Origin of the sequence: Curtobacterium ammoniigenes NBRC 101786, assembly GCF_001571045.1 — a bacterium.
Classification (GTDB): domain Bacteria; phylum Actinomycetota; class Actinomycetes; order Actinomycetales; family Microbacteriaceae; genus Curtobacterium; species Curtobacterium ammoniigenes.
This window is the reverse complement of the sequence record NZ_BCSV01000001.1, coordinates 788833-813883: the sequence shown is the minus strand read 5'-3', so window position 1 is coordinate 813883 and position 25051 is coordinate 788833. Positions and strand designations below refer to the sequence as shown.

Sequence of the window (25051 nt, the reverse complement as noted above, 5' to 3'; positions counted from 1 at the left end):
TCGGCGATGGTGCCCGATCAGCCCGTGACAGCGCCGAGTGCAGCCGACTTCACGAGCTTCGAGTACTTCGCGAGAACTCCCCTGGTGTACACGGGGGGCAGCGGGGCCCAGCCGTCGCGGCGGGCCTCCAGCTCAGCGGGCTCGACCAGTAGATCGAGCGTGCGAGCCGCGATGTCGACACGGATGCGGTCGCCATCGCGCACGAAGGCGATTGGACCAGCGTCGACGGCCTCCGGTGCGATGTGGCCGATGCACAGGCCGGTTGTGCCGCCCGAGAATCGTCCGTCCGTCAACAGTAGTACATCTTTTCCGAGCCCAGCGCCCTTGATCGCGGCGGTGATGGCGAGCATCTCGCGCATGCCGGGACCACCCTTCGGGCCCTCATAGCGGATGATCACGACGTCGCCCCGCTCGATGCGCCCCTCAGTCAAAGCGTCCATCGCGGCGCGCTCACGGTCGAACACCCGCGCAGGTCCTTCGAACACCTCGGCGTCGAACCCTGCCGTCTTGACCACCGCGCCCTCGGGGGCGAACGAGCCCTGCAGGATCGTCAGGCCCCCGGTCGGGTGGATCGGCTCGTCGAGCGAACGGAACACCTTGCCGTCCACCGCGGGCGGGTCGATCTCGGCCAGATTCTCTGCCACCGTCTTGCCGGTGACCGTCAGGCAGTCGCCATGCAGGAGGCCCGCGTCAAGCAGCGCCTTCATCACGACGGGGATGCCCCCGTTCTTGTCGACGTCGTTCATGACGTACTTGCCGAACGGCTTCATGTCCGCGATGTGCGGAACCTTCGAGCCGACGCGGTTGAAGTCGTCGAGCGTCAGCTCGACCTCGGCCTCGTTCGCGATCGCCAACAGGTGCAGCACGGCGTTCGTCGAGCCGCCGAGCGCCATGACGACGGCGATCGCGTTCTCGAACGCGTCCTTCGTCATGATCTGCCGAGCGGTGATCCCCTTGCGGAGCATGTTCACGACCGCCTCACCCGAACGGTGGGCGTAGTAGTCGCGTCGGCGGTCCGCGCTCGGCGGAGCCGCGGAGCCGGGCAGCGACATACCGAGTGCCTCGGCGACGCTCGCCATCGTGTTCGCGGTGTACATGCCACCGCAGGCGCCTTCGCCGGGGACGATCGCGCACTCGATCTTCTTCAGCTCCTCCTCGGTCATCGTGCCCGCCTTGCAGGCGCCGACCCCTTCGAACGAGTCGATGATCGTAACCTCTTTGAAGGAGCCGTCGGCCTGCTTGACATAGCCCGGCATCACCGACCCCGCATAGAGGAAGACGCTCGCGAGGTCGAGGCGTGCCGCCGCCATGAGCATGCCGGGGAGCGACTTGTCGCAGCCCGCCAGCAGCACGGTGCCGTCGAGGCGCTCCGCCATCACGACGGTCTCGACGCTGTCGGCGATGACCTCGCGCGACACGAGCGAGAAGTGCATGCCCTCGTGCCCCATCGCGATGCCGTCCGACACGGACACGGTGCCGAACTGCAGCGGGTAGCCGCCGCCGGCGTGGACGCCCTCTTTCGCACCCTGCGCAAGCCGGTCGAGCGACAGGTTGCACGGGGTGATCTCGTTCCAGGACGAGGCGATGCCGATCTGCGGCTTCTCCCAGTCACCGTCGCCCATGCCGACCGCACGGAGCATCCCCCGCGACGTGGTCGCCTCGATCCCATCGGTTACGTCGCGACTGCGCGGCTTCACGTCGATTTCAGGCATGGAAGGAGTCTAGGACCAGTTGGGATACCAATCGGCCTCAGCCCATCGCGCGGACGCGGGCGAGCTGTTGCAGGACCGGCGTCAGCGCCGCGGGGTCCGCGACGCGGAACGGCGCGAGGCTCGCGCCGTCACCGACCTTCACACCGACGTCGCCGGCTTCGAGGTCGAGGACGCGGAACCCGTCCTCGTCGGTGACATCGTCACCGGCGAAGAAGACGCGGTCGGCATCGAGCGCGTCCCGCAGACGAGCGATCGCATCGCCTTTGGTCACATGCCGCACCGCGAATTCCAGGATGTCTTTGCCATCGCGCACGAGGACGTCGGGGTCGACCGCGCGGACCGCTGCCCGCGCGTCGTCATTCGCCGCCTCCGCACGTTCCGGGTCGAATCCGCGGGTGTGCAGCGCCTGGCCCGCCGGCTTGTGCTCGATGCGCGCGCCGTGCCGATGGCCGACCTCGTCGAGGACCGCACTGATCCGTGCCACCCTGCCGCGCTCCCGCTCGGTCAACGCCTCATGGTCGTGCCCTTCGACGCGCCATTCGGCGCCATGGGATCCGACGAGCGACATGCCGGACGGCGCATGGGAGACGGTGGCGAGCCCATCGAGCGGACGGCCGGACACGAGGACGACGTGCGTCGCCCGTGCGCGCCGCAGCGTCAGAACTGCCGCCCAGGAGCCGGGCAACGCCGACACCTGTGCCGGATCGTCGGCGAACGGAGCGAGCGTGCCGTCGAAGTCGAGCGCCACGAGCAGCGTGCGCGCGGTCCGCAGTGCGTCCACGGCGGCGAACACGTCGGCCTGCGGATCAGTCATCCGCCGTCTCCCGGCCGAAGACCGAGTTCGCCGCGGCGAGATCCTCCGGGCTCTCGGAACGTGCACCAGCGTGATCGCCGTCGGGCTCCGAGCCATCGGAGTCCGGGTCCGCAGCCGACGGGTCGAGCCCCGCGTCGCGCGGGGCGTGGCGGGCCAGCGCCTCCAGAAAGGTCCGCGACCAGCGAGCGACGTCGTTGTCGTGGACGCGCTTGCGCAATGCGCGCATGCGGGTCGATCGCTCTCGCCGCGGCATCTCGATCGCGCGGACGATCGCGTACTTCAGGGCTCCGATGTCGTGCGGGTTCACGATGACCGCCTGGCGCAACTCATCGGCGGCGCCGGTGAACTCAGACAGGATGAGGACGCCGTCGTTGTCGAAACGGCTGGCGACGTACTCCTTCGCGACGAGGTTCATGCCATCGCGAAGGGCGGTGACGAGCATCACGTCCGCGGCGAGGTAGAGGGCCACCATCTCCTCGCGCGGATAGCCGTGATGCAGGTAGGAGATCGGCTGGTGCCCGATGACGCCGAGGTCGCCGTTGATCCGGCCGACGGTCAGCTCGATCTCGTCGCGCAACGTCTTGTAGGTGTCGACCCGCTCGCGGCTGGGACTCGCGACCTGCACGAGCGTCACGTCTTCGACGGAGACACGGCCATCCTCGATGAGCTCGCCGAACGCCTTGATCCGATGGCGGATGCCCTTCGTGTAGTCGAGGCGGTCGACCCCGAGCAGCACGGTCGTCGGATTCCCGAGTCCTTCGCGAATCTCCCGCGCCCGGGCCTGCGTCTCCGGCCGACGCGCGATCTCCTCGAAACCGGCGGCATCGATCGAGATCGGGAAATGCCGCGCCTCGACGTGGCGCACGGTGATGCCTCGGCGACTGCGCGGCGCGTCCGGGTCGTCGACCGGGACGTCGACGACCCCGCCCTTCGTCGTGTAGCCCTTGATGTGACGGACCGCGCGCAGGAAGTCAGCGGCGTCGTCATGCCGTTGGAACCCGATGACGTCGGCTCCCAGAAGGCCGTCGAGGACCTGGGCGCGCCACGGCAGCTGCGCGAAGATGCCCACCGGGGGGAATGGGATGTGATTGAAGAAGCCGATCGTGATGTCCGGTCGCATCTCGCGCAGCGTCGCCGGGACGAGCTGCAGCTGGTAGTCCTGCACCCAGACGACACCGTCACGCTCCGTGATCGCTGCGGCGGCTTCCGCGAACCGCCGGTTCACGCGGCGGTACGAGTCCCACCAGTCGCGGTGGTACGTCGGATGCTCGATCACGTCGTGGTAGAGCGGCCACAGGGTGTCGTTGCTGAACCCCTCGTAGTACTCCGCGATCTCGTCCGCCGACAGCGGCACGGGAACGATGCGGATGCCGTCGTTGTCGAACGGGTCGAGCTCGGCATCCGGAGCGCCGGCCCACCCGATCCAGGCTCCGTCGTTCGCGCGCATGACCGGCTCGAGCGCGGTCACAAGACCGCCCGGCGAATGCCGCCACCCCTCGACACCGTCGTCATCGACGACGCGATCCACCGGGAGCCGATTGGCCGCGACCACGAACCGGTATCGCTCGTCTGAGGCGGAGGAATGCGTGTCGGACGCCATGTTCCCGGGCTGCTCCAATCCCTGTTTCGCCGCCTCGCCATCCTCGGCGGAACCCCGCCACCGTACCAGCGCGCCGCGCCTGCCGGTCAGGAGGCACGCCTCCGGAACCAGCGCTGCCTAGGCTTGCGAGCATGGTGCGCACGCGGGTGTGGAAGGACGGCGGAGTCCACGACGAGGACTTCGATATCGAGCGTGTCTCGGACTGGATCGAGGAGGCAGGCACGTTCGTCTGGGTCGACTTCACGGATCCGACGAGCGACGATCTCGCCACGATCGAAGACGAGCTCGATATCCACGAGCTCGCCGCGGAAGATGCCGTCGAGCGCGGCCAGCGACCGAAGCTCGACCGCTACGCCGACCACATGTTCCTCGTGGCGTACGACATCACGTGTCCGCGCTCCGACGAGGATCTCGTCACGCACGAGGTGAAGGCGTTCGTGACCGACCGCGCGCTCGTCACGATGCACAGCAGCGGGTTCGACCCGACCGAGTTCGTGCGCCGCTGGGACACGAACGCCGAGCTTGCCGAGCACGGCGTCCCGTTCCTCGTCTGGGGAATGCTCGATGTGCTCGTCGATCACGCGGCGGCGACGATGAACGTGATGGACGACCTCGTCGCGCAGTTGGAGGACGAGCTGTTCGCGGACGACGTGCGGGGCGGGATGGTGCAGCGCCGGTCGTTCACGCTCCGGAAGGCCCTCGGCACCGTCCGCCGGCTCACAGCACCCATGCGCGACGTCGTCGCGCCGATCCTCCGCGGCGGCGGGGTGGCGCTCCCGAGCCCGATGCACCCGTACTTCCGCGACGTGGCCGACCATGTGGCGGGGGTCGCCGACGCCGCCGAGCAGCTGCGCGACGCGGTCGCGAGTGTTCTCGACACCAACCTCAACCTCTCGTCCCACCGTCAGAACACGGTGATGAAGAAGGTCACGAGCTGGGCCGCGATCATCGCGATCCCCACCGCGATCACCGGGTTCTTCGGCCAGAACGTTCGGTTTCCGGGGGAGGGCGCGTGGACCGGTCTTGAGGCCTCGCTCGGACTCATCGTGCTGACGAGCGTCGGCCTGTACGTCGCGTTCCGGCGTCGCGACTGGCTCTGACCGGCCGGCGCCTATCGGGTCAGGAGCAGCGCGCCCACTGCGGCGGCAACGGTGAGCGGCGCGACGACGCACCCGAGCGCCATGTACCGCCCCCAGGACAGCTCGACCCCTTCGGCACGCAGCCGTGCGTGCCACAGCAGCGTCGCGAGCGACGCCCACGGGGTGATCAGGCAGCCTGCGTTCACGCCGACGAGGAGGGCTGCGTAGCGGAGCGGAGCGCCCGCCGCCGCTGGCTCGAGCACCAGATAGGCCGGGAGGTTGTCGATCGCGTTCGCAGCGAGCGCGCCCGCACCACCGAGCCCGAGGAGACCGGCGGGACCGACCCCGCCGCGCAGGGCGGACACGAGCGGCTCGGTGACGCCGGTCGCATGCGACGTCTCGACGACGATGAACAGACCCGCGGCGAGGAGGAGCGGCTGCCACGGGATCCGCGACACCTGCAGCTCCGACGGCGCGCGAACCGCCGCCACTGCGACGAGGATCGCGGCGGCGACAAGGGCTGCGATCCATACGGTGACGCCGGCGGTGAGCGCGATCACCAGGGCGATCAGGACGCCGGCGGCGATGACGAAGAACGGTCGGTCGACGGGGACGCGTCGGTCGGGCGGCTCGTAGCGCCCGACGAGCGTCCGTCGGAAGATCACGATGAGGATCAGGCACGGCACGACGATGCAGACGATCGCTGCGCCCGCCATCAGGCCTGCGAAGGCGATCGGACCGTTCAGACCGATCCGGCCGACGGCGAGGAGGTTCGTGAGGTTCGAGACGGGAAGGAGCAGCGACGCGGTGTTCGCCAGCCAGACGGTCGTCAGCGCGAACGGCATCGGCGGCAGTCCGACGCGACGCGCCAACGTGATCACGATCGGGGTGAGCAGCACCGCGGTGGTGTCGATGGAGAGAAACACCGTCGACGCGACCGCGAGGACGACGACGGCGAGCCAGAGTCCCGCCGTGCGCCCGTGACCGACGCGGGCAGCGAGATCGGCGAGGCCGTCGAAGACGCCTGCGGCTGCTGCGAGTTCCGCCACGATCGTGAGGCCGAGCACGAATGCGAGCACCGGAAGCACTCGGGCCGCGAGCGCAATCAGCGCCTGGACGGGAAGGAGTCCGAGGACAACACAGATGAGACCGGCCACCAGGAGACTCCCACCGATGATCGCCTGGCGCATTGGTCTCCTGCTGGAACACGAGGTACCGGTATGACGGACACGTCAATCTACCCGAGCGCGCGTTTTCCGTTCCGATGCGTTCGCCTGAGGTCCGCCCGATCCGCGAGGCCGCGTCGCCTGCACGCGGACTCCGACCCTCCCGGGTAGCGTGAGCCGGGACGATGGGAGGCGCGACGTGCGCAAGTTCTTGTTCAACGGTGCTGTCTGGAGTTCGATCCTGAGCGGCTACAGCGTGCTCCAGACCACGCGGCGCGGCCCGCGCGACTGGCGGCTTGCGCTCACGTGGGTCGCCTGGTTCGCCACGACCGCGGTCGCTGTCGGCACCGTGATCGAAGACGACCGAGCGTTGCGAGCACGTCAGCCCGACTGATTGCGACGAGCACGGCCCGCGACATATCGGATGTCGCCGGTCGCGCTCGGCCCCCGTTAGCCTGGTCGCCATGACTGCGGACCCTGAGCAGACCACCGACCACGAGCGAACGCTCCCGGTCGATCCGCCGCCGAGCGCGTTCGCGCACGAGCAGGACGGCTATCAGCACGGCCTCAAGCCGCGTCAAGTGCAGATGATCGCGATCGGTGGGGCGATCGGCACCGGACTCTTCCTCGGCGCTGGCGGCCGACTGCATTCCGCCGGTCCAGCACTCGCGCTGGTCTACCTGGTCGCGGGGGTGTTCGCCTTCTTCATCCTGCGCGCGCTCGGTGAGCTGGTCATGCATCGCCCGTCGTCGGGCTCGTTCATTTCCTATGCGCGGGAGTTCTACGGCGAGAAGTTCGCATACGCCGCCGGCTGGATGTACTTCCTCAACTGGGCGATGACCTCGATCGTCGACACCACCGCGGTCGCCACCTACCTGCACTATTGGTCGGCGTTCACGGCGGCTCCGCAGTGGGCGCTCGCACTCGCCGCGCTCGTCGTCGTCCTCGCCGCGAATCTCGTCGCCGTGAAGGTGTTCGGTGAGCTCGAGTTCTGGTTCGCGCTCATCAAGGTCGCCGCGCTCATCGCGTTCCTCGTCATCGCACTCATCTGGCTCTTCTTCGCGTTCCCGGTGGAGGCCGGCGGTCACCACGTGCAGACCGGCCTCTCGATCTGGGGAGCGAACGGCGGCCTGTTCCCGACTGGAGTGCTCCCGGCGGTGATCGTGGTGCAGGGCGTCGTCTTCGCCTACGCGGCGATCGAGCTCGTCGGGACGGCATCGGGCGAGACGCAGAACACGGAGAAGGTGATCCCGCGGGCGATCAACTCGGTGGTGCTCCGCATCGCGGTCTTCTACGTCGGGTCGATCGTCCTGCTCTCGCTCCTGCTGCCCTATACGGCGTTCCGCGCGAACGAGAGCCCGTTCGTGACGTTCTTCTCGTCCATCGGCAACCCGCAAGTGGGCAGCATCGTCGGCGGTGTGATGAACTTCGTCGTCCTCACCGCCGCGCTGTCATCGCTCAATGCCGGTCTGTACTCGACCGGCCGCGCGCTTCACTCCATGGGCATGAACGGTTCTGCCCCGCAATGGACGACACGAATGTCGCGCGGAGGTGTCCCCTTCGCGGGCATCCTGCTCACCGCCTCGTTCACCTTCGCTGGCGTCATCCTCAACCTGTTCGTCCCTGGTCAGGCATTCGAGATCGCGCTCAACATCGCCAGCCTCGGCATCATCACCGCCTGGGGCACGATCATCCTCTGTCAAATGCGTCTGCGGTCCTGGGCGAAGCAAGGACGGGCGAAGGAACCGACGTTCCGCCTCCCCGGCGCTCCTGTGACGTCATGGCTGACCCTCGGGTTCCTCGCGGCAGTCGTCGTCCTGATGGCTGTCGACTTCCCGATCGGCACGTACACGATCGCCTCGCTCGTCATTGTGATCCCGCTGCTCATCGCCGGCTGGTTCCTGCAACGCGAGCGGATCCTCCGTCTCGCGGCCCTGCGAGATGGGATCACCGGTCCGTATCCGCTGATCGACCGACCGGCACGACGATCGCGGTCGGGGCCGCCTGCGCCGTGAGTCGACGCGGGCTCCCGCCCGGCGCAGACGCGCAATTCCGCCCGCACGGGGCGCCGCCGTGTCCCGATCGCGCGAGCGTGGCCGCATTGCGCGAAGCCACGCAACCCATCGAGAAGCGACGCGCTGACGCCCATAGGATCGCCGCGTGCCGGATCCGACGCTCGAACTGCAGCTTCTGTGGCGGGGAGTCGTCGGCCGCCTCCGGGTGCGCGACGGCGAGGTTCAGGCCGAGACGAACTATCGACGGGCCGACCTCGTCGCGGTGCCCATGGCGCAGGTCGAGCGGTGGTTCAGTGCCCCTGCCGAGATCGACGCGTGCACGATCGTGTTCGTCACACCGGACGGCTCCTACTCGGTCCTCCTTGACCGGCGCGACGAACCGATGGCGCTGGTCGCACTGCGCCGCGCACTCGGCGAGCCACAACCGGACGCCGACTGACAGCGGTCCCGGGTAAGACCCCGGTCACTACGGTGCCGGTCACGCCGGTCACGGCGGTCACGCAGTCACCGCGGTCACGCCGGTCACGGCGGTCCCGGCGGTCACGGCGGTCACGCCACAATGGGTCCATGACCACGGCGACGATCGGACGAATCACGCTCGAGGCGGGTCGGACACCCGCCATCTGCGTCCCGCTCGCGGGGGCGCACGACGGCGCCCTCCGCGACGCCGCGGCCCTGGTACGCCCAGATGTCGCCGACGTCGTCGAGCTTCGGCTCGACCAGTGCGCCGCACACACGACGCCGGATGCACTCGGCGCCCTCCGTGTCGTCCGCGCTGCGCTCGCAAGCGACATCCCCGTGATCGTGACATATCGGTCGGCGGCTGAAGGTGGCGCGGGCGTGGCATCGCCCGATGAGGTTCGGCTGATCATGACGGCGGCGATGGAGACGGGCGCGGCGGACGCCATCGATGTCGAGCAATCACTGCCCACGGACACGCGGGAGGCCCTGGTCACCGCGGCGCACGAGGCAGGCGTTCCGGTCGTCATGTCGGCACACGACTTCCGGTCGACGCCAGCCGCGCCGGAGATCCTCGAACGCCTCCGCACCCAGCAGCGGCTCGGCGCGGACGTCGCGAAGGTCGCGGTCATGCCGCAGCGCTTCGCCGACGTGCTCGCGCTCCTCGAAGCCACCGCGGAGTTCGCGTCCGCACCGACGAGCATTCCGGCAATCACCATGTCGATGGGTCGGATGGGCATCCTGTCCCGACTCGCCGGTGAGACCGTCGGCTCGGTCATGACGTTCGGACGCGTCGGGAGCGAGAGCGCTCCTGGTCAGCTCGATGCGGCCGCCACCCGCCTGGCGCTGCACTCCCTGCACGCGGCGATCGCCGAATGACGGCGGTTCGTCGCGCCTCCGACCCGTTCGGCTCGTCCTTGGAGTCGATCCGTATGGTGCTGCTGTGAGCGCAACCCTGTCGCCGTCATCGACGCCCGATCTCGCCGCGAGCCCCGGCCGACGAGCACCCCGACACGTGCACGAGATCGACCTGCTGCGGCTCCTCACGTTTGCGAGCGTGATCGCCGTCCATGTCCTCAGCTTCTCGGTTCCCGGGTCGCCGGTCGGCTGGTACGGCGCGGACTCCCTCCTCCATTTCACGCGCCAGGTGTTCTTCGGCCTCACCTCGTTCGTCTTGGTCTACGGATACCTGAAGCGTCCGCGTCCCATGAGCGACTTCTGGCCGCGTCGATTCCTGCTTGTGGGCGTTCCCTACGTCGTATGGACGTTCGTCTACGTGCTCTTCGGCTGGCTCACGTCAAACGCAATCGGGAACGTGCCGAACCTCGTGGAGAGCTTCTCCTCGGACCTGTTCACCGGAAACGCCAAGTACCACCTGTACTTCCTGCTGGTCACGATGCAGGTGTATCTGCTCGTTCCCGGCCTCGTGTTCCTTGCGCGCCGGACCCTGCGGACGCAGGTGATCGTCATGGCGATCGCCTTCGCGCTGCAGATCGTGATCCTGTGGATGTTCGCCTACAGCAAGAATCCGTTTGGGCCGTTGACCGGGTACACCGAGGCGCTCTTCCCGACGGACATCTTCCCGATCGTCGGGGGCGCGGTCGCGGGCGCGCACAGCGCAGCCTTCCTGGACTGGGTACGCCGCCGCCGTGGGGTCGTGCTCACGATCGTGCTCCTCGCGGCCGGGCTCACGCTTGGCGTCTATGTGCTGCAGCTGACGCTCGGTCAATCGCCCGAGACCGCGTCGACGGAGATGCAGCCTGTCGAGGTCGTCTGGAGCGCAGCGGCAGGTATCGGGCTGCTCACGATCGGCTCGATCTGGGCCGATCGTCGGAGGGATGGGTCCCGGACGTCGACACTGATCTCGTGGGCGTCGGATCGATCGTTCGGCATCTACTTGGTGCACCCGCTCGTGATCTCGGTCATCCTCCTCGGGCACTGGTTCGTGGACTGGATTCCGGGTCCGCTCCGATTCCCAGTGATGTACGTCATGGTGATCGTCATCGCCGCGACGACGAGCGATCTGCTGCGCCGAACCGTCGTGAGCATGCCATTCACGGGCCGACCCTTCGCCGGCCGAAGGTTCGCACGCGAACGATAAGCTCCGGACATGGAGGAGATCGACCCCCTCGCCCTCGACCGACAGCTGTGCTTCGCGCTCGCCGCAACGAGTCGCAGTGTCGTGGCGCTCTACCGCGACGAACTCGAGCCGCTCGGCCTGACGCATCCCCAATATCTGGTGATGCTGGCGCTGTGGGAAGCCTCGCCGAGGACGGCCCGATCAATCGCCGCTGACCTCCGCCTGGAGCCGGCGACGATCACGCCGCTCCTCCGTCGTCTCGAGGACACCGGCTACATTCGCCGCGAGCGCGACTCGACGGACGAGCGCGCGCTCGCCGTCACGTTGACGACCGCGGGCAATGCCCTCCGTGGCCGAGCGGAGCGGATACCGGTCGCGATCGCGAGTCGGCTGGGGTGGCCGCTCAATCGACTTGAGTCGTTGAAGGACGAGCTCACATCCCTGCTGGCGGTGATTGACGGGATCGAATAGTCCCGCGGTCTCGCAAGTAGTGAGTACACTCATCGTTAGGCCACGAATGAGACGGCCTGCGGGAGTTGATGAGATGGCTCGCTGGAGTTCCTGGTATCAGCGGTGGAACGGCACGCTGATCGAGAAGATGGGGCCGTCGCAGATCGGCGCCGGCCACCCCGAAGCTCCGGATGACCGGAGCGTGGATCATCCGTGTCCTCTCTGCGGAGCGCCGCTCTCCCAGCACACCGTCGAGCGTCCGGGCGGTCAGATCAAGTCGTCAACGCTGCATTGCCCGACGCGCTGATCATGCGATGGGCTCCGCACGCCGGGCGCGCACGCCACGTCGCCAGGTCGCGACGGTGAGCGGCACGCCTGGGCGATAAGCCACGTGGGTCGCGCTGGGCGCGTCGAGGATCTGCAGGTCCGCGGGGGCGCCGACGACGATCCGTCCGAGATTCGGGCCGGCAGCCGAGCGCAGTGCTGCAGCCCCGCCGACGGTCGCAGCCGCGAGCGCCTCCTCGAGGGTGAGTTCCTGCTGCAGGACCGCGGTCGCGATCTGCGCCTGCATCGAGGTACTGAAGGACGTGCCGGGGTTGCAGTTCGTGGCGAGCGCGATGCGAACGCCGGCGTCGACGAGCCGTCGAGCGGGCGCAAGCGGCGCACGTGTGGAGAGGTCGCAGACGGGAAGCAGTGTCGCGACGGTGGTCCCTCCGGCGAGCGCATCGATGTCCGAGTCCTCGAGATAGTTGCAGTGGTCGACGCTGGCGGCGTCAAGCTCGACCGCGAGGCGGACGCCTCCCGAGGGTCCGAGTTGGTTGCCGTGGACGTGCAGTTCCAGACCTGCAGCGCGGCCGGCCCGCAGGACTTCGCTGCTCTCGTGGACGGTGAATGCTCCCTGCTCGCAGAAGACGTCGATCGCCTGCACGAAGGGCCGAACAGCGTCGAGCATGGGGCCGGAGACGAGGTCGATGTAGGAGCGCCGGTCGACGTCGGGCGGTGCGATGTGGGCGCCGAGGAACGTCACGGTGTCGGCGGTCGCGGCGGCGATGCGGGCGAGCCGCAGCTCGGTCTGGAGGTCCAGGCCGTAGCCGGTCTTCGCTTCGATCGTCGTGGTGCCTTGGGCTGTCGCTTCGGCAATCCGCCGGATGGCCGACCGCCGGAGTTCATCGTCAGACGTCGCTCGGGTCTCGGCGACGGTCGTCATGATGCCGCCGGCGGCGTATGGCCGTCCGGCCATCCGTTCGACGAACTCTCGGGATCGGTCGCCGGCGAAGACGAGGTGGGTGTGCGAGTCGACCCAGCCCGGGAGGCACGTGCGGCCACCCACACTCGTCCTGCGGTCGGCAGCGGGCGCACGCTGGGCACTTCCGATCCACGCGACGATCCCGTCCTCGACGAGGATCGCCTGGTCGTGGAGCGCAATGGCGGCGTCTGCGCCGTCTGAGCCGCGCTGCGGTTTGGACCAAGCATGGGTGGCACGCTCGCGCGGACTGTGCGGATCGCCGATCGGCCGGAGCTCGCCGATGTCGGTGATGAGTTCGGTCGTCATGCCACACCGGATCCTGTCGGAACGCTCCGGAACGCCACCCGGAGGAGTTCGGCTGGATCCCGACCATCCGCGAGGAGTCCGCTCTCGGCGACGACACGGCCGCCGACGATGACCGTGCCGACGTCGGCCGCGGACGCGACGAGTGCGACTTGATCGGGCTCGGCACCGATGGTCGTCGCGGTCTCGCGCACTTCGACGAGGTCGCATGGGGCGCCTGGTGCAATCCCCCCGATGCGGCCGAGCGACCGTGCGCCGTTCGAGCTGCGCGCTGCGTCGAGCATCGGGAGCGTCAGGACACCTCGTCGATTCCCGGCGAGGCGTTCGCCGTACTCCAGACCGCGGGTTTCCAGGAACGGGTCGATGACGGCGTTCTGATCGGAACCGAGGGCGAGCCGGGCACCGGCGTCAGCGAGCGCGCGCGCCGGTCCGATGCCGTCACCGAGGTCCGATTCTGTCGTCGGACAGAGCACCGCAGTCACGCCGGCAGCACCGAGCAGAGCGATCTCGTCGACGCGCACATGCGTCGCGTGCACCACCGACAGGCGCGGGCTGAGTGCGCCGGCCCGGTCGAGGACCGCCGTCGGGCGCATTCCGTACGCCTCTGCGCTCTGGGTGTTCTCGGCGATCTGCTCCGAGAGGTGGATGTGCACGGGCACGTCCGCGTGCAGGGCCTCGATGATTCGGGCGATCTCATCGGGTGCAACCGCTCGGACCGAATGGATGGCGGCGCCGACGAGGACGTCAGGACGGGTTCCGGGGGTCGCGGGACTTCTGTCGACGAGGGCGCGAAGTTCGTGCCACCGGTCGAGCCATGCGTCGACGGAGCCGTCGCCGAAGCGTCGCTGTTCGCGGGCGAGCGGTCGGTTCGGCGCTCCATGGAGATAGCACGTGTCGAGGAGGGTGAGCCGGATGCTGACGTCCGCGGCGGCCGCGATCAGCGCCTCCCCCATTGCGTTTTCGGAGGGGTAGGGACGGCCGTCTGTCTGGTGGTGCACGTAATGGAACTCGCCGACGCTCGTCCACCCGGCGGTGAGCATCTCGGCGAAGACGGCGGTTGCAACGCGATGGTATCCATCGGGGTCGAGACAGGCCGCGGCACGGTACATCGCTGTCCGCCACTGCCAGAAATCACCGCCGTTGCCGTGGGTGCGCCCGCGGAGGAGCCGATGGAAGGCGTGGGAGTGGGCGTTCGCGGCTCCGGCGACGACGTGCCCGAACCGGAGATCGCGTGCCCCGGCTTCGGCGCCCACGATCACGGAGGCAATCATGCCGTCGGCTGACGGCACAATGCGCACGTTGTGCTGCACGGTTCCATCGATCAGCGCCGTGCTGGCGTGGATCGGGCGCACTGATGGGTCCGAACAGCCCGCGGTCACGTCTCGCCTCGGATGACGCGTTCGAGCGCGGCGATGCCGGCGGCGCAGTCGTCGGCGGTGGCGAACTCCTCCGGTGCGTGCGAGACACCGGTGGGGTTGCGCACGAAGAGCATCGCGGACGGGATGTGCGCCGCGAGAATGCCGGCATCGTGCCCGGCGCCGGACGGGAGGGCTGGGACGGACTGTCCGCGCGGTGCGATGTGCGCGCCGATCGCCGCCCGAGTGTCGTCGGGGAACCGGACGGTCGGCGACCAGGACTCTTCCGTGATTTCGACCGAGCATGCGTTGACCGCGGCGGCATCGCGAGCTGCCGCACGGATCGACTGGAGGAGTGCGTTCGTCGCATCATCGGTCGCGGCGCGAGCGTCGAGCCAGCAGTCGACCACGGATGGGATGACGTTGGTGCCGCCGGGCAGCGCCGAGACGCGGCCGACCGTCGCTCGGGACCCCTCGACGGCGAGCGCCAGGTCGGGGATCCGCGCGATCGTCGCGGCGGCGGCGACCATCGGATCCTGTCGGGACTGCATCGGCGTTGCGCCGGCATGATTGCCCTGACCCCGGAACCGAATCCGCCAGCGACCGTGACCCAGGATGCTCGCGGCAAGCGCAACCGGCTCGTCGAGATCGACAAGGCCTCGCCCCTGTTCGACGTGGAGCTCGACGAAGGTGCCGATCATGTCGAGGCGTGCCGGGTCCGGTCCGATCGCGGCCGGGTCGAGCCCCGCGTCCGCATACACCTGCGCGAGCGAGCGCCCGGCCTCGTCGCGCAATGCCCGCGCCCGGTCGGGGTGGAGCGCGCCGGTGAGCAGGCGGGATCCGAGGCACGCGACGCCGAAGCGCGAGCCTTCCTCCTCAGCGAACGCCACGACCGCCACGGGGCGCGCGGGGCGGTGACCGGCGTCACGGAGGCGACCGAGTGCCTCCAGTGCGGAGACGATGCCGAGCGGTCCGTCGAACGCGCCGCCGCCCGGGACGGAGTCGAGGTGGGAGCCGGTGACGAACGCGTTCGGACCGGGCTCGCCCCACCAGGCCCAGAGATTGCCGTTCCGATCGCGCTCGACATCGAGTCCGAGACGCGACGCACGCTCCGTGAACCAGTCCCGGAGTGTGCGATCGGCGTCGTCGAACAGGTGCCGGGAGTAGCCGCCTCGAATTCGGTCGACGCCGACGTCGGCGATCTCAGCCAGGCCGGGGAGGCTCGTCGAACCGCTGTCGGCCGCCGCACCGTGGGTCGAGCTCACTCAGGCCTCCCACATGGGGACGCGGAGTCCTCGTTCCCGTGCGACCTCCATTGCTCGCTCGTACCCGGCGTCGACATGCCGCATGACGCCGGTGCCGGGATCGTTCACGAGGACGCGTGCGATCTTCTCGGCGGCGAGCGGAGTTCCGTCCGCCACGATGACCTGCCCGGCGTGGATGCTCCGACCGATGCCGACGCCGCCGCCGTGATGGATCGACACCCAGGTGGCGCCGGACGCCGTGTTGAGCAGCGCGTTGAGCAGCGGCCAGTCGGCGATCGCATCCGACCCGTCGAGCATCGCTTCCGTCTCGCGGTACGGCGATGCCACCGACCCGGCGTCGAGGTGGTCGCGGCCGATGACGATGGGCGCTGAGATCGTGCCATCGGCGACCAGTTCGTTGAAGCGGAGGCCGGCGAGATGCCGCTCTTGGTATCCGAGCCAGCAGATCCGGGCCGGCAGCCCTTCGAACTGCACGCGTTCTCCGGCTGCGGTGATCCACCGCCGCAGTTTCTCGTCGTCGGGGAACAGTTCGAGGATCGCGCGGTCGGTCGCTGCGATATCGGCCGGGTCGCCCGAGAGCGCCGCCCACCGGTACGGGCCCTTCCCCTCGGCGAAGAGCGGCCGGATATACGCCGGGACGAACCCCGGGAACGCGAACGCCCGGTCGTATCCACCGAGTTCAGCTTCCCGGCGGATCGAGTTCCCGTAGTCGAAGACCTCTGCGCCCCGGTCGAGGAACCCGACCATGGCGCGCACCTGCTTCGCCATGGAGGCCCGTGCAGCGTCGATGAACGCGTCCGGTTCCTGCTCGGCGCGTTCTCGCCACGAATCGACAGGGTATCCCTCGGGCAGGTAGCTCAGCGGGTCGTGCGCGCTGGTCTGGTCGGTGACGATGTCGATCGGGACGCCACGCTCGAGGAGTTCGGTGAAGACTGTGGCCGCATTGCCGATGAGACCGACCGACAGCGGACGTCGATCCGCTTTCGCAGCGAGGACGCGCGCGATCGCGTCGTCGAGGTCGTCGGTCATCTCATCGAGATAGCGGTGGTCGACGCGCCGCTGCAGCCGTGCTGCGTCGACGTCGATGACGAGCGCGACGCCACCGTTCAGGGTGACGGCAAGTGGCTGGGCGCCGCCCATGCCGCCGCAGCCCCCGGTGAGGGTGAGCGTTCCGGCGAGCGTGCCGTCTCCCTTCCCCCGTTCGGCGAGACGTGCTGCCACGGCCGCGAAGGTCTCGTAGGTGCCCTGCAAGATCCCCTGCGTTCCGATGTAGATCCACGAGCCGGCTGTCATCTGGCCGTACATCGTCAGGCCCGCTGCCTCCAAGCGTCGGAACTCCGGCCACGTCGCCCAGTCGCCGACGAGGTTCGAGTTCGCGATGAGGACGCGAGGCGCCCATTCGTTCGTGCGGAACACCCCCACCGGCTTCCCGGACTGGACAAGCAGGGTCTCGTCCGACTCGAGCTCACGGAGTGTCCGGACGATCGCGTCGAACGCCGCCCAGCTGCGCGCCGCCCGGCCGGTTCCGCCGTAGACGACGAGGTCGTCGGGACGCTCGGCGACCTCAGGGTCGAGATTGTTCATGAGCATGCGGAGGGCTGCCTCGGTCTGCCAACTCTTCGCGGTGCGCTCCGTGCCGCGAGGGGCCCGCACCGGCCTCGGCCCGACGGGGTGCTCTGCAGACGACGGTTCTGTGGTGGTCATGGTTCCTCCTGACGAGAAGTTCGTGTGGGCGCCACGCTCAGGCGAGGTCCGCGCCGGCATCACGGGCGGCATCGAGCAGCGAGCCGTCCGCGACGAGCGCGACAGCCGCCGCGATCTCCGGGGCGAGATAGCGGTCGTCACCGGGCGCGGGGACCGCGGTGCGCAGCTGCGCGCGGACCGCGGTCGTGACGGGCGCAGCGGGGACTCCCCGCATGTCGGCGGCCCGCGCGGCGGTCAAGATCTCGATGGCGACGACGCGCGTGAGACCGTCGATCGCTCGGCGCAGCTTGCGGGCGGCACTCCACCCCATCGACACGTGGTCCTCTTGCATCGCCGACGTGGGAATCGAGTCGACGCTCGCGGGCACGGCGAGTCGCTTGAGCTCGGAGACGATGCCGGCCTGCGTGTACTGCGCGATCATGTGGCCGGAGTCGACGCCGGGATCGTTGGCGAGGAACGGAGGGAGGCCACCGGACCGATGTGCGTCGAGGAAGCGGTCGGTCCGACGCTCCGACATGCTCGCGAGGTCGGCGACGGCAATGGCGAGGAAGTCGAGGACATACCCGATCGGGGCACCATGGAAGTTGCCGTTCGACTCGACGCGCCCATCGGGAAGAACCACGGGGTTGTCGATCGCCGAGGCCAGCTCTCGGCTGGCGACGAGGTCCGCATGGTCGATCGTGTCACGGGCTGCACCGTGGACCTGGGGAGCGCACCGCAGGGAGTACGCATCCTGCACCCTGGTGAATCCATTGGTCCGGTGCGCAGCGATGAGCGGCGAATCCGCGAGCGCCGCGCGCATGTTCGCGGCAGACTGCGCTTGCCCAGGATGTGGCCGGACCGCCTGCAGATCGGCGGCGAAGACCGCGTCGGTCCCGGTCAATCCCTCGACGCTCATCGCTGCCGCGAGATCGGCTGTGGTGACGAGGCGGCGGAGGTCGGCGAGCGCGAGCACAAGCATGCCGAGCATGCCGTCGGTGCCGTTGATGAGGGCGAGGCCCTCTTTCTCGCGCAGCGCCACCGGTTCGATTCCCGCGTTCGCGAGCGCGACGGCGGCGGGCTGTGTCGTGCCGTCGACGCGCACCTCGCCCTCACCCATCGCAGCGAGTGCGCAGTGCGCGAGCGGTGCGAGGTCCCCCGAGCATCCGAGGCTGCCGTATTCGCCGATGATCGGCACGATCCCGGCGTTCAGGATCTGCGCATAGGTCTCCGCGATCTCGGGGCGTACGCCGGTGCGCCCCGTGGCGAGCGTCGACAGCCGAAGCAGGATGAGGGCTCGGACGACCTCGTCCTCGATGGCGGGGCCGCTGGACGCCGCGTGACTGCGGACGAGCGAGGCCTGCAACTGCGCCCGACGTTCGACCGGGATCTGCTTCGTCGCCAGCGCGCCGAAGCCGGTGGAGACGCCGTAATGCGGGACGGTGTCACCCGCGAGGGCTTCGATGACTGCGCGGCTCTCCGCCATCGCAGCGCGAGCCGTCTCAGCGAGCACAACCGTTGCGCCGCCGCGAGCGACCGCGATGACCTCCGTCGGCGCGACAGGTCCGATCCCCACGGTGACCGTGTCCATGCGTCGTTCGGTGGTTGGGGGCACGGGGCTCGTGGTTGGACGATGCGTCACGGCTGCTCCTTGTCGATAGCTCGCGGTCATTGAAGCGCGTTGCCGTGCACGATACGAGGCCCCACGGCGAATTGCTGTCTCGGATACGAGACCGGTGGATACGATCACTCGAACGGGTTGGTGTGGACAGTTCGGCGGCACCGGTTCGAGAGGGGCGGGATGCCATCAGTTCCTGCGGCGCGCAATGTGTTGCGCGTCATCATCTATCTGTCGGACCAGACCGGGCCGACGCACGCGGCGACGATCGCGCGTGACCTCGACCTCCCGCGGTCGAGCGTCTACCACCTGCTGACGGCATTGCAAGACGCGGGCTTCCTGCTGCATTTTCCCGAGGAACGCAGCTATGCGCTGTCGCCGCTGCTCGGCGAGCTCGGCTCGTCCGTCGATCGCGCCGGTCGCCTGCGCCGCCTGGGCGCTCCGCTGCTGGCGAGATTGATCGCGGAAGCGCCGGTGCCGGTCGTTGCACAGATCGGCACGCTGAGTGGCACCGATGTTGTGTATGCCGCGAAGGAGTCGGGTCTCCGCGCCCCGGCCACGGTGTCGGCGATCGGAGTGCGGTTGCCTGCCCACCTGACGGCGACCGGGCGCGCGATCCTCGCCGCGCTGGACCGTGCACAGGTTCGCGCTCTCTTTCCGACGGCCGACGCACTCGCCGTGCGGGGCGCCTCCGGCCCGCGGACGATGCGCGCGTTCGAGGCGACGCTGCAGACCGCTCGGGAGCGCGGGTGGGCGTCAGAACGCGACGAGATCACCGCGGGATATGCGTCCGTCGCCGCTGCCGCGCTCGACCGTCGCGGCACCCCCGTGGCGGCGGTGACGCTGACCTACCGAACGGCCGTGGTCGACGCGGCAACGGAGCAGCTGCTGGGGCAGGCCACTCGACGGGGCGCCGCAGCACTCAGTCAGCGGATGCAGGGCCGGAGGTGACGAGCGCGCGGCCATCGTCCGGGTTCGAAGCAGCCCCTGCCTCGCCATCCGGGCGCCGGGTTGGAAAGCCGTCGATCGAGACGCGATTCTTCTGCTCCTGATAGTCCCGGAGGCCGTCCTCACCCTTTTTCGCGGCCCAATCGTCCATGAGCGTGCGCTGCTCGTGAAACTCGAACAGCGGCACGCCCCAGCCGCAGGATGTCTGCACGAGGTCGACGGTGAGGTCGAAGATGTTGCGCGCGCCGCGCATCGGAGGGAACAACGCGAGCAGTTCCGGCCACTCGGCGTCGTCCGGATGGATCGCCCGCGCGGTGCCATAGAGCCGGAGGATCATCGGCTTGCCTTCGACCGCGCAGAACATCAGGGTCATCCGCGGGGTGTCCAGCAGATGCGCAGCGGTCTCGTTGCCGCTCCCCGTGCCGTTCAGCCAGACAACGCGGTTCGGACCGAGGACGCGGAGCGAATCGAGGCCCTTCGGTGAAAGGTTGACCCGGCCCTCTCGCGCGGCGGTCGCAACGAAGTACATGTGCTGCTTCCGGATGAAACTCGCGAGCCGGTCACTGATCTCGTCGAATTGCGTCGCCATGTGAGGAGTATGCCCGGCTCCCGCCGATTGCACGAGTGCAGGCAGTGCTCTACAGCATGTAGAGTCTTCTACGACTTGTAGAACTCACTCGAAAGCGCCGACCCCATGACCGTCAGCACGCCCGCCGCGATCGGCACGATCCTCTTCGCGCTCGTCGGCGTCTACTACGCGGCGCGGGTCGTCGTCGACCGCGTATGGTCCGACCGGGTCGATGCTGCGGCGCATCTGGCGATGAGCGTCGTCATGGCGCTGAGCCAGACGGCCTGGGCGGGCGTCATCCCCGTCGCGGCGCAGATCTGCGGCTTTACTGCGCTCACGCTCTGGTATCTCTGGCTGATCCTGTTCGAGCCCGATGCAGCGTCACACGGGCTTGCGCACCATCACGGTCCGCGGCGCCTCGGCTACCACGCGATCATGATGGGCGCGATGGTGTGGATGGCGATCGCCATGGTGCCGCTGATGCCCGCTGCAGGAAGCATGTCCGGGTCGTCCGGCATGGCCATGAGCATGGCCGCACCCGAGCACGTCCAGCAGCACGGCGCGATGGCGATGACCGGAGGCGGCCCCGAGGGCACCGCGCTGAGCATCGTGCTCGGGGTGTTCTTCGCGGCGGCGGCAATCGTGTTCCTCCGCACGCTCGTTCACGATCTCGTGTCCGGATCCGCCATCGCTCGCGGCGGGGTCCTCGCGGCACTGGACGGCGTGGCACGCGTGGCCATGGCAGCCGGGATGGCGGTTGCGTTCCTCATTCTGATGACCTGACCTCTGCCCGCATCCCCATTCGTCCACTTCGATAGGAAGAGAACTTTTGTCACCGTCATCGCGCCCGGTTCGAGCCCGTCCCCGCAGATCGGTCCGGCGTCTTGCCGCGATCGGCACCCTCGTCGGTATCGCAGCGTCGCTCCTCGTCGCGACATCCGCGTCCGCGCACGTGCAGGTGAGTGGGACGGACACCTCTCGCGGCGGCGAGGGCGTGGTGAGCTTCCGTGTTCCGACCGAGTCGGCCACCGCCTCCACCATTGGGCTGACGGTCACGTTTCCCGCGGCGACGCCGATCGTGTCAGCACTGACACAGCCGATCGCCGGCTGGACCGCGGAAGTCGCCACCAAGACGCTCTCCAAGCCAGTGACCACCGACGACGGAACCGTCGACACGTACGTCACCTCGGTCACCTGGACCGCCGACTCCGTCGCGTCTGGCATCCGCCCGGGCTCGTTCCAGACGTTCTCCGTGTCGGTGAGCCCGCTGCCGAACGCCGCATCGGTGACGTTCCCCGCACTGCAGCGCTACAGCGACGGAACGACCGTCGATTGGAACGAGACAAGCTCGGGAGGCGCGGAGCCCGCGCATCCGGCGCCAGTGCTCACCCTCACTCCGGCGGCGTCGCACGATCCCGGGACGACGAGCACGAGCGGCCACGCCGCAACCCACAGCGGGACCAGCGCAGCAGCCGGTGGGTCGGCGAGCGCCGTGGCGGCAGCGAGCGCAGGGACGACCTGGACGACCGCTGCAGCACTGATCGCCGCGCTGCTCGCGCTCCTCACCGCGCTCGTTGCGCTGGTGCGCACCTACCGGCCGGACGCTCGCCGCGAATGAGACCGCTCAGCACCCGTCTCGCTCACCGGAGGCGCGCCGCTCCCCCGCCACCACGCGCACTGCGGCACCTGCTCGCCGGCATCGGGGCACTCTTCGTCGTGATCGCCGCGGTGCTCCTGCCCGCTGCGAGCGCATCGGCGCATGCGGTGCTCGTGCGGAGCAGCCCGGTGGATGGGACGAGCGTCGAGCACGCGCCGACCACGGTCAGCCTGACATTCGACGAACGCGTGCAGCTCGTCCCCGGGAGCGCTCGAGTGATCAGCGCAACGGGAGTTCGAGCCGATACGGGCGATGGACACACCACGGCTGCGGGCGATCAGGTCCGTATCCCGCTGCGCCACGGCCTGCGGGACGGTTCGTACATCGTCACGTGGCGCGTCGTCTCGGCGGACACGCACATCGTCGCCGGCAGCATCACGTTCGGGATCGGGGCACCCGCGGGGGTCGCTGCCGTCAGCGCGGCCGGACCGACATCGCTCGACGTCGTCGCCACCGCCGCCCAGGGCCTCTCGTACGCCGGCGTCGTGCTGGCGTTCGGCGTCGCCGCGATCGGCGCGATCCTCTGGCCGTCGACGCTCCGCGCCCGACGCTCCCGAGCGCTCCGGACCGTCGGCCTGGCCGCGCTGATCATCGGTGCCGTCGTCGAGCTGTTCCTCCAGGGGCCGCGCGCCGCGGCGACCGGATGGCCCGGCGTGTTGCGCCTGGACGGCATCGGGCTGACCGTGGGATCGGTCTTCGGTCTTGGACTGATCGCACGGATCGCCGTGCTCATCGTCGCCGGCCCGGTCCTTCTCGGCAGGCTCGGCGCATCTGGTCGCCCAGGCCGTCGTGGGCGGGTTGCGGCCGCGCGTATCACTGCACTCACAACGGCGCTTGCCGTGCTTGTCTCGATCGCGCTCGATGGTCACGCTGGAGTTGGTTCCGGAGCATGGCTCGCTGTGCCCGCCGCGGTGCTCCACCTCGCCGCCATGTCCGTGTGGCTCGGGGGGATCACCGTGATCGGCGTGGTCCTCCTGCCACGACTCCGGGGCCCGCACCGCGCGCCGGGACACAGCATCATCGTGCAGAGCCTGCGCTCGTGGTCGAGCCTTGCGTTCCTCGCGATCGCGGTCCTCATCGTCACGGGCGAGTACCAGGCGTGGCGGGTTGTCCAGCCGCTCCCTGCCCTGTGGACCACGGGATACGGGATCACACTGCTCGTGAAGCTCGGCTTCGTCGCCCTCGCGGTCGCAGCGGCAGCGATACCGCAACGAATCCTGCTGCGCACCAGACGCACAGCGACGGACGCACCGATACTGCTGCGCACGGTTCGGCGATCCCTCATCATCGAGGCGACCTGCACAGCACTGGTCGTCGCAACGACCGCGGTGCTGACCGCCCTTCCTCCGGCGACGACGACCTACGGGCCAGCGCTGTCGACCGCGATCCCGATCGGTTCCGATCGTCTCGCGGTGAACCTCTCCGGGACCCACCACGGCCCAACCACGATGACGGCGCGGCTCGAGTCGAGGACCGGCCAGCCGGTGACGCCCGACTCGATCGAGGCAACCCTTGCTTCACCCACCAACGGCGTCGCAGCCATCGCCGTCCCGCTCCATCGTGAGCCCGACGGGTCGTTCCGGTCCACGTCGATGACCATTCCGCTCAGCGGCCGTTGGACCATCACGTTCGACGTCTCCGTCACGAGCGCGTTCGGCGCCGCGGCGCAAACATCCTTCACTGCATGGTGATAGCCCACCCCTGGGAACCGCTCTACACTCTGTAGAAGAAATGAGGAGGCCGACATGGCGATCCGCCGAGAACGCGGCGCCCTGGAGCGCTCGGTGATGCGCATCCTGTGGGAGGCTGACGCCCCGATCGCCGGCCGCGATGTTCGCGACCGGCTTGCCGCCGAAGGGCACGACCTCGCTCTCACCACGGTCCTCACGGTGCTGAGCCGTATGGAGCAGAAGGGGTCGGTGGCGCGGACCCTCAGCGACGACGGCTCGGGCGTCCGGTTCGCGGCAGTGCACTCGGAGTCGGAGTCCGCGGTGACCTCCATGGTCGATGCTCTCGCCGCCGTCACCGACCGAGCCGCGGTCCTCCAGCGCTTCACCGGCTCGCTGACCGATGCGGACCTGCAGGCGCTTCGCGACGCGTTGCGCTGATCGGCGCGACCTGAGAACGCGGACCGGCCGGGCGATGGGCTGCATGCGAGAATGGGCGCCATGCTGACCGTCCTCGCGCTCGTCGCCGTGGCGGTGCTCGTCACGATCGCGGCGCCGGTCGTGCTGACGGTCGGTGGCTGGCGGATCCGGCATCCGCGCATCGCACTCAACGCGTGGATCGCGGCGCTCGTGGTCGCGCTCACGGCGCTCGGGCTCAGTGTGGTCGTCGCGGCGACGATCGTGGCGACCACCGCCGGCGCGCACCCGATGGACCAGCCTGGGTCGGCGGTGCGACCGGATGGGCCGGGACTCGGCGCCACCGCGGCAACACTGTTCGTCTGGGGAGCACTTGCAAGCCTCGGCGGCATCACGGCGCTCCTGCTCGTGCGCGCCGAGCCGATAGGTCAAGCCCGAGACCGCAGCGAGTCCGCCATCACACTCTTGGCTGCCCGCGCCGCATACCGCACGGACCGCATCGGCAATGACGCCGTCGTCTTCGTGGAGACCGGCCAGCCCATCGCGTGTTCCACCGCCGACGGGCGCATCCTGATCTCCCGGCCTATCGAAGCCGCCATGCCGGCGCTCTGGGTCCGCGCGATCATCGAACACGAACGAGCGCACGTTCGTCGGCACCATGAGTTCGTGATGCGCGTCGCCGCACTCAACGAGGCCGCATTCCCGTTCCTCGGCTCAGCGCGCGCATTCCGGAGGACGGTGCGGCTGCTCGTCGAACTCGTGGCCGACGACGACGCTGCTCGGGTCGTCGGCCCGGCAACCGTCTGCAACGCGCTCGCCGCAATGGAGGCGCTCGAACCGGATCAGGGGCTCGCCCTCCGGGCTGAGCGCATCGCGCGACTCCCGGTCCGTGCACGGACCGACATCGGACGTCTCGCGCCCATCGTGACCCGACGGCACCACTGACCGC

At 69.0% G+C, this 25051-nt stretch carries 24 protein-coding genes; 14 read left to right on the top strand and 10 right to left on the bottom strand.

Going from position 1 to position 25051, the window contains the following annotated elements; translation table 11 throughout:
• Window positions 1–17: 17 nt before the first annotated feature.
• The 3 genes from ilvD to CAM01S_RS03635 are packed head-to-tail and all read right to left on the bottom strand — an operon-like array spanning window position 18 to window position 4126.
• Window positions 18–1712, bottom strand: a complete 1695-nt coding sequence (gene ilvD, locus CAM01S_RS03645) for a dihydroxy-acid dehydratase (protein ID WP_066516488.1) — start codon at window positions 1710–1712, stop codon at window positions 18–20.
• 37 nt (window positions 1713–1749) lie between these two features.
• Window positions 1750–2526 carry a trehalose-phosphatase gene (gene otsB, locus CAM01S_RS03640; RefSeq protein WP_066516485.1) on the bottom strand — a complete coding sequence of 259 codons (777 nt, stop codon included), beginning with the start codon at window positions 2524–2526 and terminating at the stop codon, window positions 1750–1752.
• Window positions 2519–4126 carry an alpha,alpha-trehalose-phosphate synthase (UDP-forming) gene (locus tag CAM01S_RS03635; RefSeq protein WP_083527696.1) on the bottom strand — a complete coding sequence of 536 codons (1608 nt, stop codon included), beginning with the start codon at window positions 4124–4126 and terminating at the stop codon, window positions 2519–2521. The genes otsB and CAM01S_RS03635 overlap by 8 nt, the downstream gene beginning before the upstream one ends.
• Window positions 4127–4257: 131 nt before the next feature.
• On the opposite strand from CAM01S_RS03635, the gene CAM01S_RS03630 reads away from it, so the two are divergent.
• Window positions 4258–5226, top strand: coding sequence for a magnesium transporter CorA family protein (locus CAM01S_RS03630; RefSeq protein WP_066516479.1), 969 nt, complete (start codon window positions 4258–4260; stop codon window positions 5224–5226).
• A gap of 11 nt (window positions 5227–5237) precedes the next feature.
• Here the strand turns inward: CAM01S_RS03630 and CAM01S_RS03625 are convergent, their stop codons facing one another.
• Entirely contained in the window at window positions 5238–6395 is a 1158-nt protein-coding gene (locus tag CAM01S_RS03625; protein ID WP_066516473.1) for an SLC13 family permease, read from the bottom strand.
• 148 nt (window positions 6396–6543) lie between these two features.
• Here CAM01S_RS03625 and CAM01S_RS03620 point away from each other — a divergent pair, with 148 nt between their 5' ends.
• The 7 genes from CAM01S_RS03620 to CAM01S_RS03590 all read left to right on the top strand — a co-directional run bounded on the left by CAM01S_RS03620 (window position 6544) and on the right by CAM01S_RS03590 (window position 11682).
• Window positions 6544–6765: a hypothetical protein gene (locus CAM01S_RS03620; protein WP_245631518.1), complete on the top strand. Its 222-nt coding sequence runs from the start codon at window positions 6544–6546 to the stop codon at window positions 6763–6765.
• 70 nt (window positions 6766–6835) lie between these two features.
• Window positions 6836–8386 carry an amino acid permease gene (locus tag CAM01S_RS03615; protein WP_066516468.1) on the top strand — a complete coding sequence of 517 codons (1551 nt, stop codon included), beginning with the start codon at window positions 6836–6838 and terminating at the stop codon, window positions 8384–8386.
• Between the two features lie 145 nt (window positions 8387–8531).
• Window positions 8532–8825, top strand: a complete 294-nt coding sequence (locus CAM01S_RS03610) for a hypothetical protein (RefSeq protein ID WP_066516467.1) — start codon at window positions 8532–8534, stop codon at window positions 8823–8825.
• 128 nt (window positions 8826–8953) lie between these two features.
• Window positions 8954–9724, top strand: coding sequence for a type I 3-dehydroquinate dehydratase (gene aroD / locus CAM01S_RS03605; RefSeq protein WP_066516466.1), 771 nt, complete (start codon window positions 8954–8956; stop codon window positions 9722–9724).
• A gap of 64 nt (window positions 9725–9788) precedes the next feature.
• Complete coding sequence (locus CAM01S_RS03600) at window positions 9789–10946, top strand: acyltransferase (protein ID WP_066516464.1); 1158 nt, start codon at window positions 9789–9791, stop codon at window positions 10944–10946.
• A gap of 9 nt (window positions 10947–10955) precedes the next feature.
• Window positions 10956–11396, top strand: coding sequence for a MarR family winged helix-turn-helix transcriptional regulator (locus tag CAM01S_RS03595; RefSeq protein WP_066516463.1), 441 nt, complete (start codon window positions 10956–10958; stop codon window positions 11394–11396).
• 73 nt (window positions 11397–11469) lie between these two features.
• Window positions 11470–11682: a hypothetical protein gene (locus tag CAM01S_RS03590; protein ID WP_066516459.1), complete on the top strand. Its 213-nt coding sequence runs from the start codon at window positions 11470–11472 to the stop codon at window positions 11680–11682.
• Here the strand turns inward: CAM01S_RS03590 and hutI are convergent, their stop codons facing one another.
• Genes hutI through hutH form a run of 5 tightly spaced genes read right to left on the bottom strand, consistent with a single transcriptional unit; the run spans window position 11683 to window position 18818 of the window.
• Entirely contained in the window at window positions 11683–12927 is a 1245-nt protein-coding gene (hutI, locus tag CAM01S_RS03585; RefSeq protein ID WP_083527694.1) for an imidazolonepropionase, read from the bottom strand.
• The gene (locus CAM01S_RS03580; RefSeq protein WP_083527729.1) at window positions 12924–14276 is read right to left on the bottom strand and encodes a formimidoylglutamate deiminase; all 1353 of its coding nucleotides are present in this window, start codon (window positions 14274–14276) and stop codon (window positions 12924–12926) included. The genes hutI and CAM01S_RS03580 overlap by 4 nt, the downstream gene beginning before the upstream one ends.
• 23 nt (window positions 14277–14299) lie before the next feature.
• Entirely contained in the window at window positions 14300–15544 is a 1245-nt protein-coding gene (locus tag CAM01S_RS03575; protein WP_066516457.1) for an allantoate amidohydrolase, read from the bottom strand.
• Window positions 15545–17248 carry a urocanate hydratase gene (gene hutU, locus CAM01S_RS03570; protein WP_066516783.1) on the bottom strand — a complete coding sequence of 568 codons (1704 nt, stop codon included), beginning with the start codon at window positions 17246–17248 and terminating at the stop codon, window positions 15545–15547.
• 37 nt (window positions 17249–17285) lie between these two features.
• Complete coding sequence (gene hutH, locus CAM01S_RS03565) at window positions 17286–18818, bottom strand: histidine ammonia-lyase (protein ID WP_066516454.1); 1533 nt, start codon at window positions 18816–18818, stop codon at window positions 17286–17288.
• 210 nt (window positions 18819–19028) lie between these two features.
• Here hutH and CAM01S_RS03560 point away from each other — a divergent pair, with 210 nt between their 5' ends.
• Complete coding sequence (locus tag CAM01S_RS03560; protein ID WP_066516449.1) at window positions 19029–19796, top strand: IclR family transcriptional regulator; 768 nt, start codon at window positions 19029–19031, stop codon at window positions 19794–19796.
• Here the strand turns inward: CAM01S_RS03560 and CAM01S_RS03555 are convergent.
• Window positions 19768–20382 (bottom strand): pyridoxamine 5'-phosphate oxidase family protein, encoded by a 615-nt coding sequence (locus CAM01S_RS03555; RefSeq protein ID WP_083527693.1) that lies wholly within the window; start codon window positions 20380–20382, stop codon window positions 19768–19770. The two genes, CAM01S_RS03560 and CAM01S_RS03555, sit on opposite strands and share 29 nt — an antisense overlap.
• A gap of 105 nt (window positions 20383–20487) precedes the next feature.
• Here CAM01S_RS03555 and CAM01S_RS03550 point away from each other — a divergent pair, with 105 nt between their 5' ends.
• From CAM01S_RS03550 to CAM01S_RS03530, 5 genes are read left to right on the top strand one after another with little or no spacing between them, the layout of a single operon-like run.
• Window positions 20488–21144 carry a DUF5134 domain-containing protein gene (locus CAM01S_RS03550; RefSeq protein ID WP_066516447.1) on the top strand — a complete coding sequence of 219 codons (657 nt, stop codon included), beginning with the start codon at window positions 20488–20490 and terminating at the stop codon, window positions 21142–21144.
• A gap of 46 nt (window positions 21145–21190) precedes the next feature.
• Window positions 21191–21979, top strand: a complete 789-nt coding sequence (locus tag CAM01S_RS03545; RefSeq protein ID WP_066516445.1) for a YcnI family copper-binding membrane protein — start codon at window positions 21191–21193, stop codon at window positions 21977–21979.
• On the top strand, window positions 21976–23709 hold the full coding sequence (locus CAM01S_RS03540; RefSeq protein WP_066516443.1) for a copper resistance CopC/CopD family protein: 1734 nt from the start codon (window positions 21976–21978) through the stop codon (window positions 23707–23709). The genes CAM01S_RS03545 and CAM01S_RS03540 overlap by 4 nt, the downstream gene beginning before the upstream one ends.
• A 54-nt stretch (window positions 23710–23763) precedes the next feature.
• Window positions 23764–24126 carry a BlaI/MecI/CopY family transcriptional regulator gene (locus tag CAM01S_RS03535; protein WP_066516441.1) on the top strand — a complete coding sequence of 121 codons (363 nt, stop codon included), beginning with the start codon at window positions 23764–23766 and terminating at the stop codon, window positions 24124–24126.
• Window positions 24127–24186: 60 nt separating this feature from the next.
• A complete protein-coding gene (locus CAM01S_RS03530) occupies window positions 24187–25047 on the top strand; it encodes a M48 family metalloprotease (RefSeq protein WP_157071391.1) in 861 nt (286 codons plus the stop codon).
• The last annotated feature ends 4 nt before the right edge of the window (window positions 25048–25051 follow it).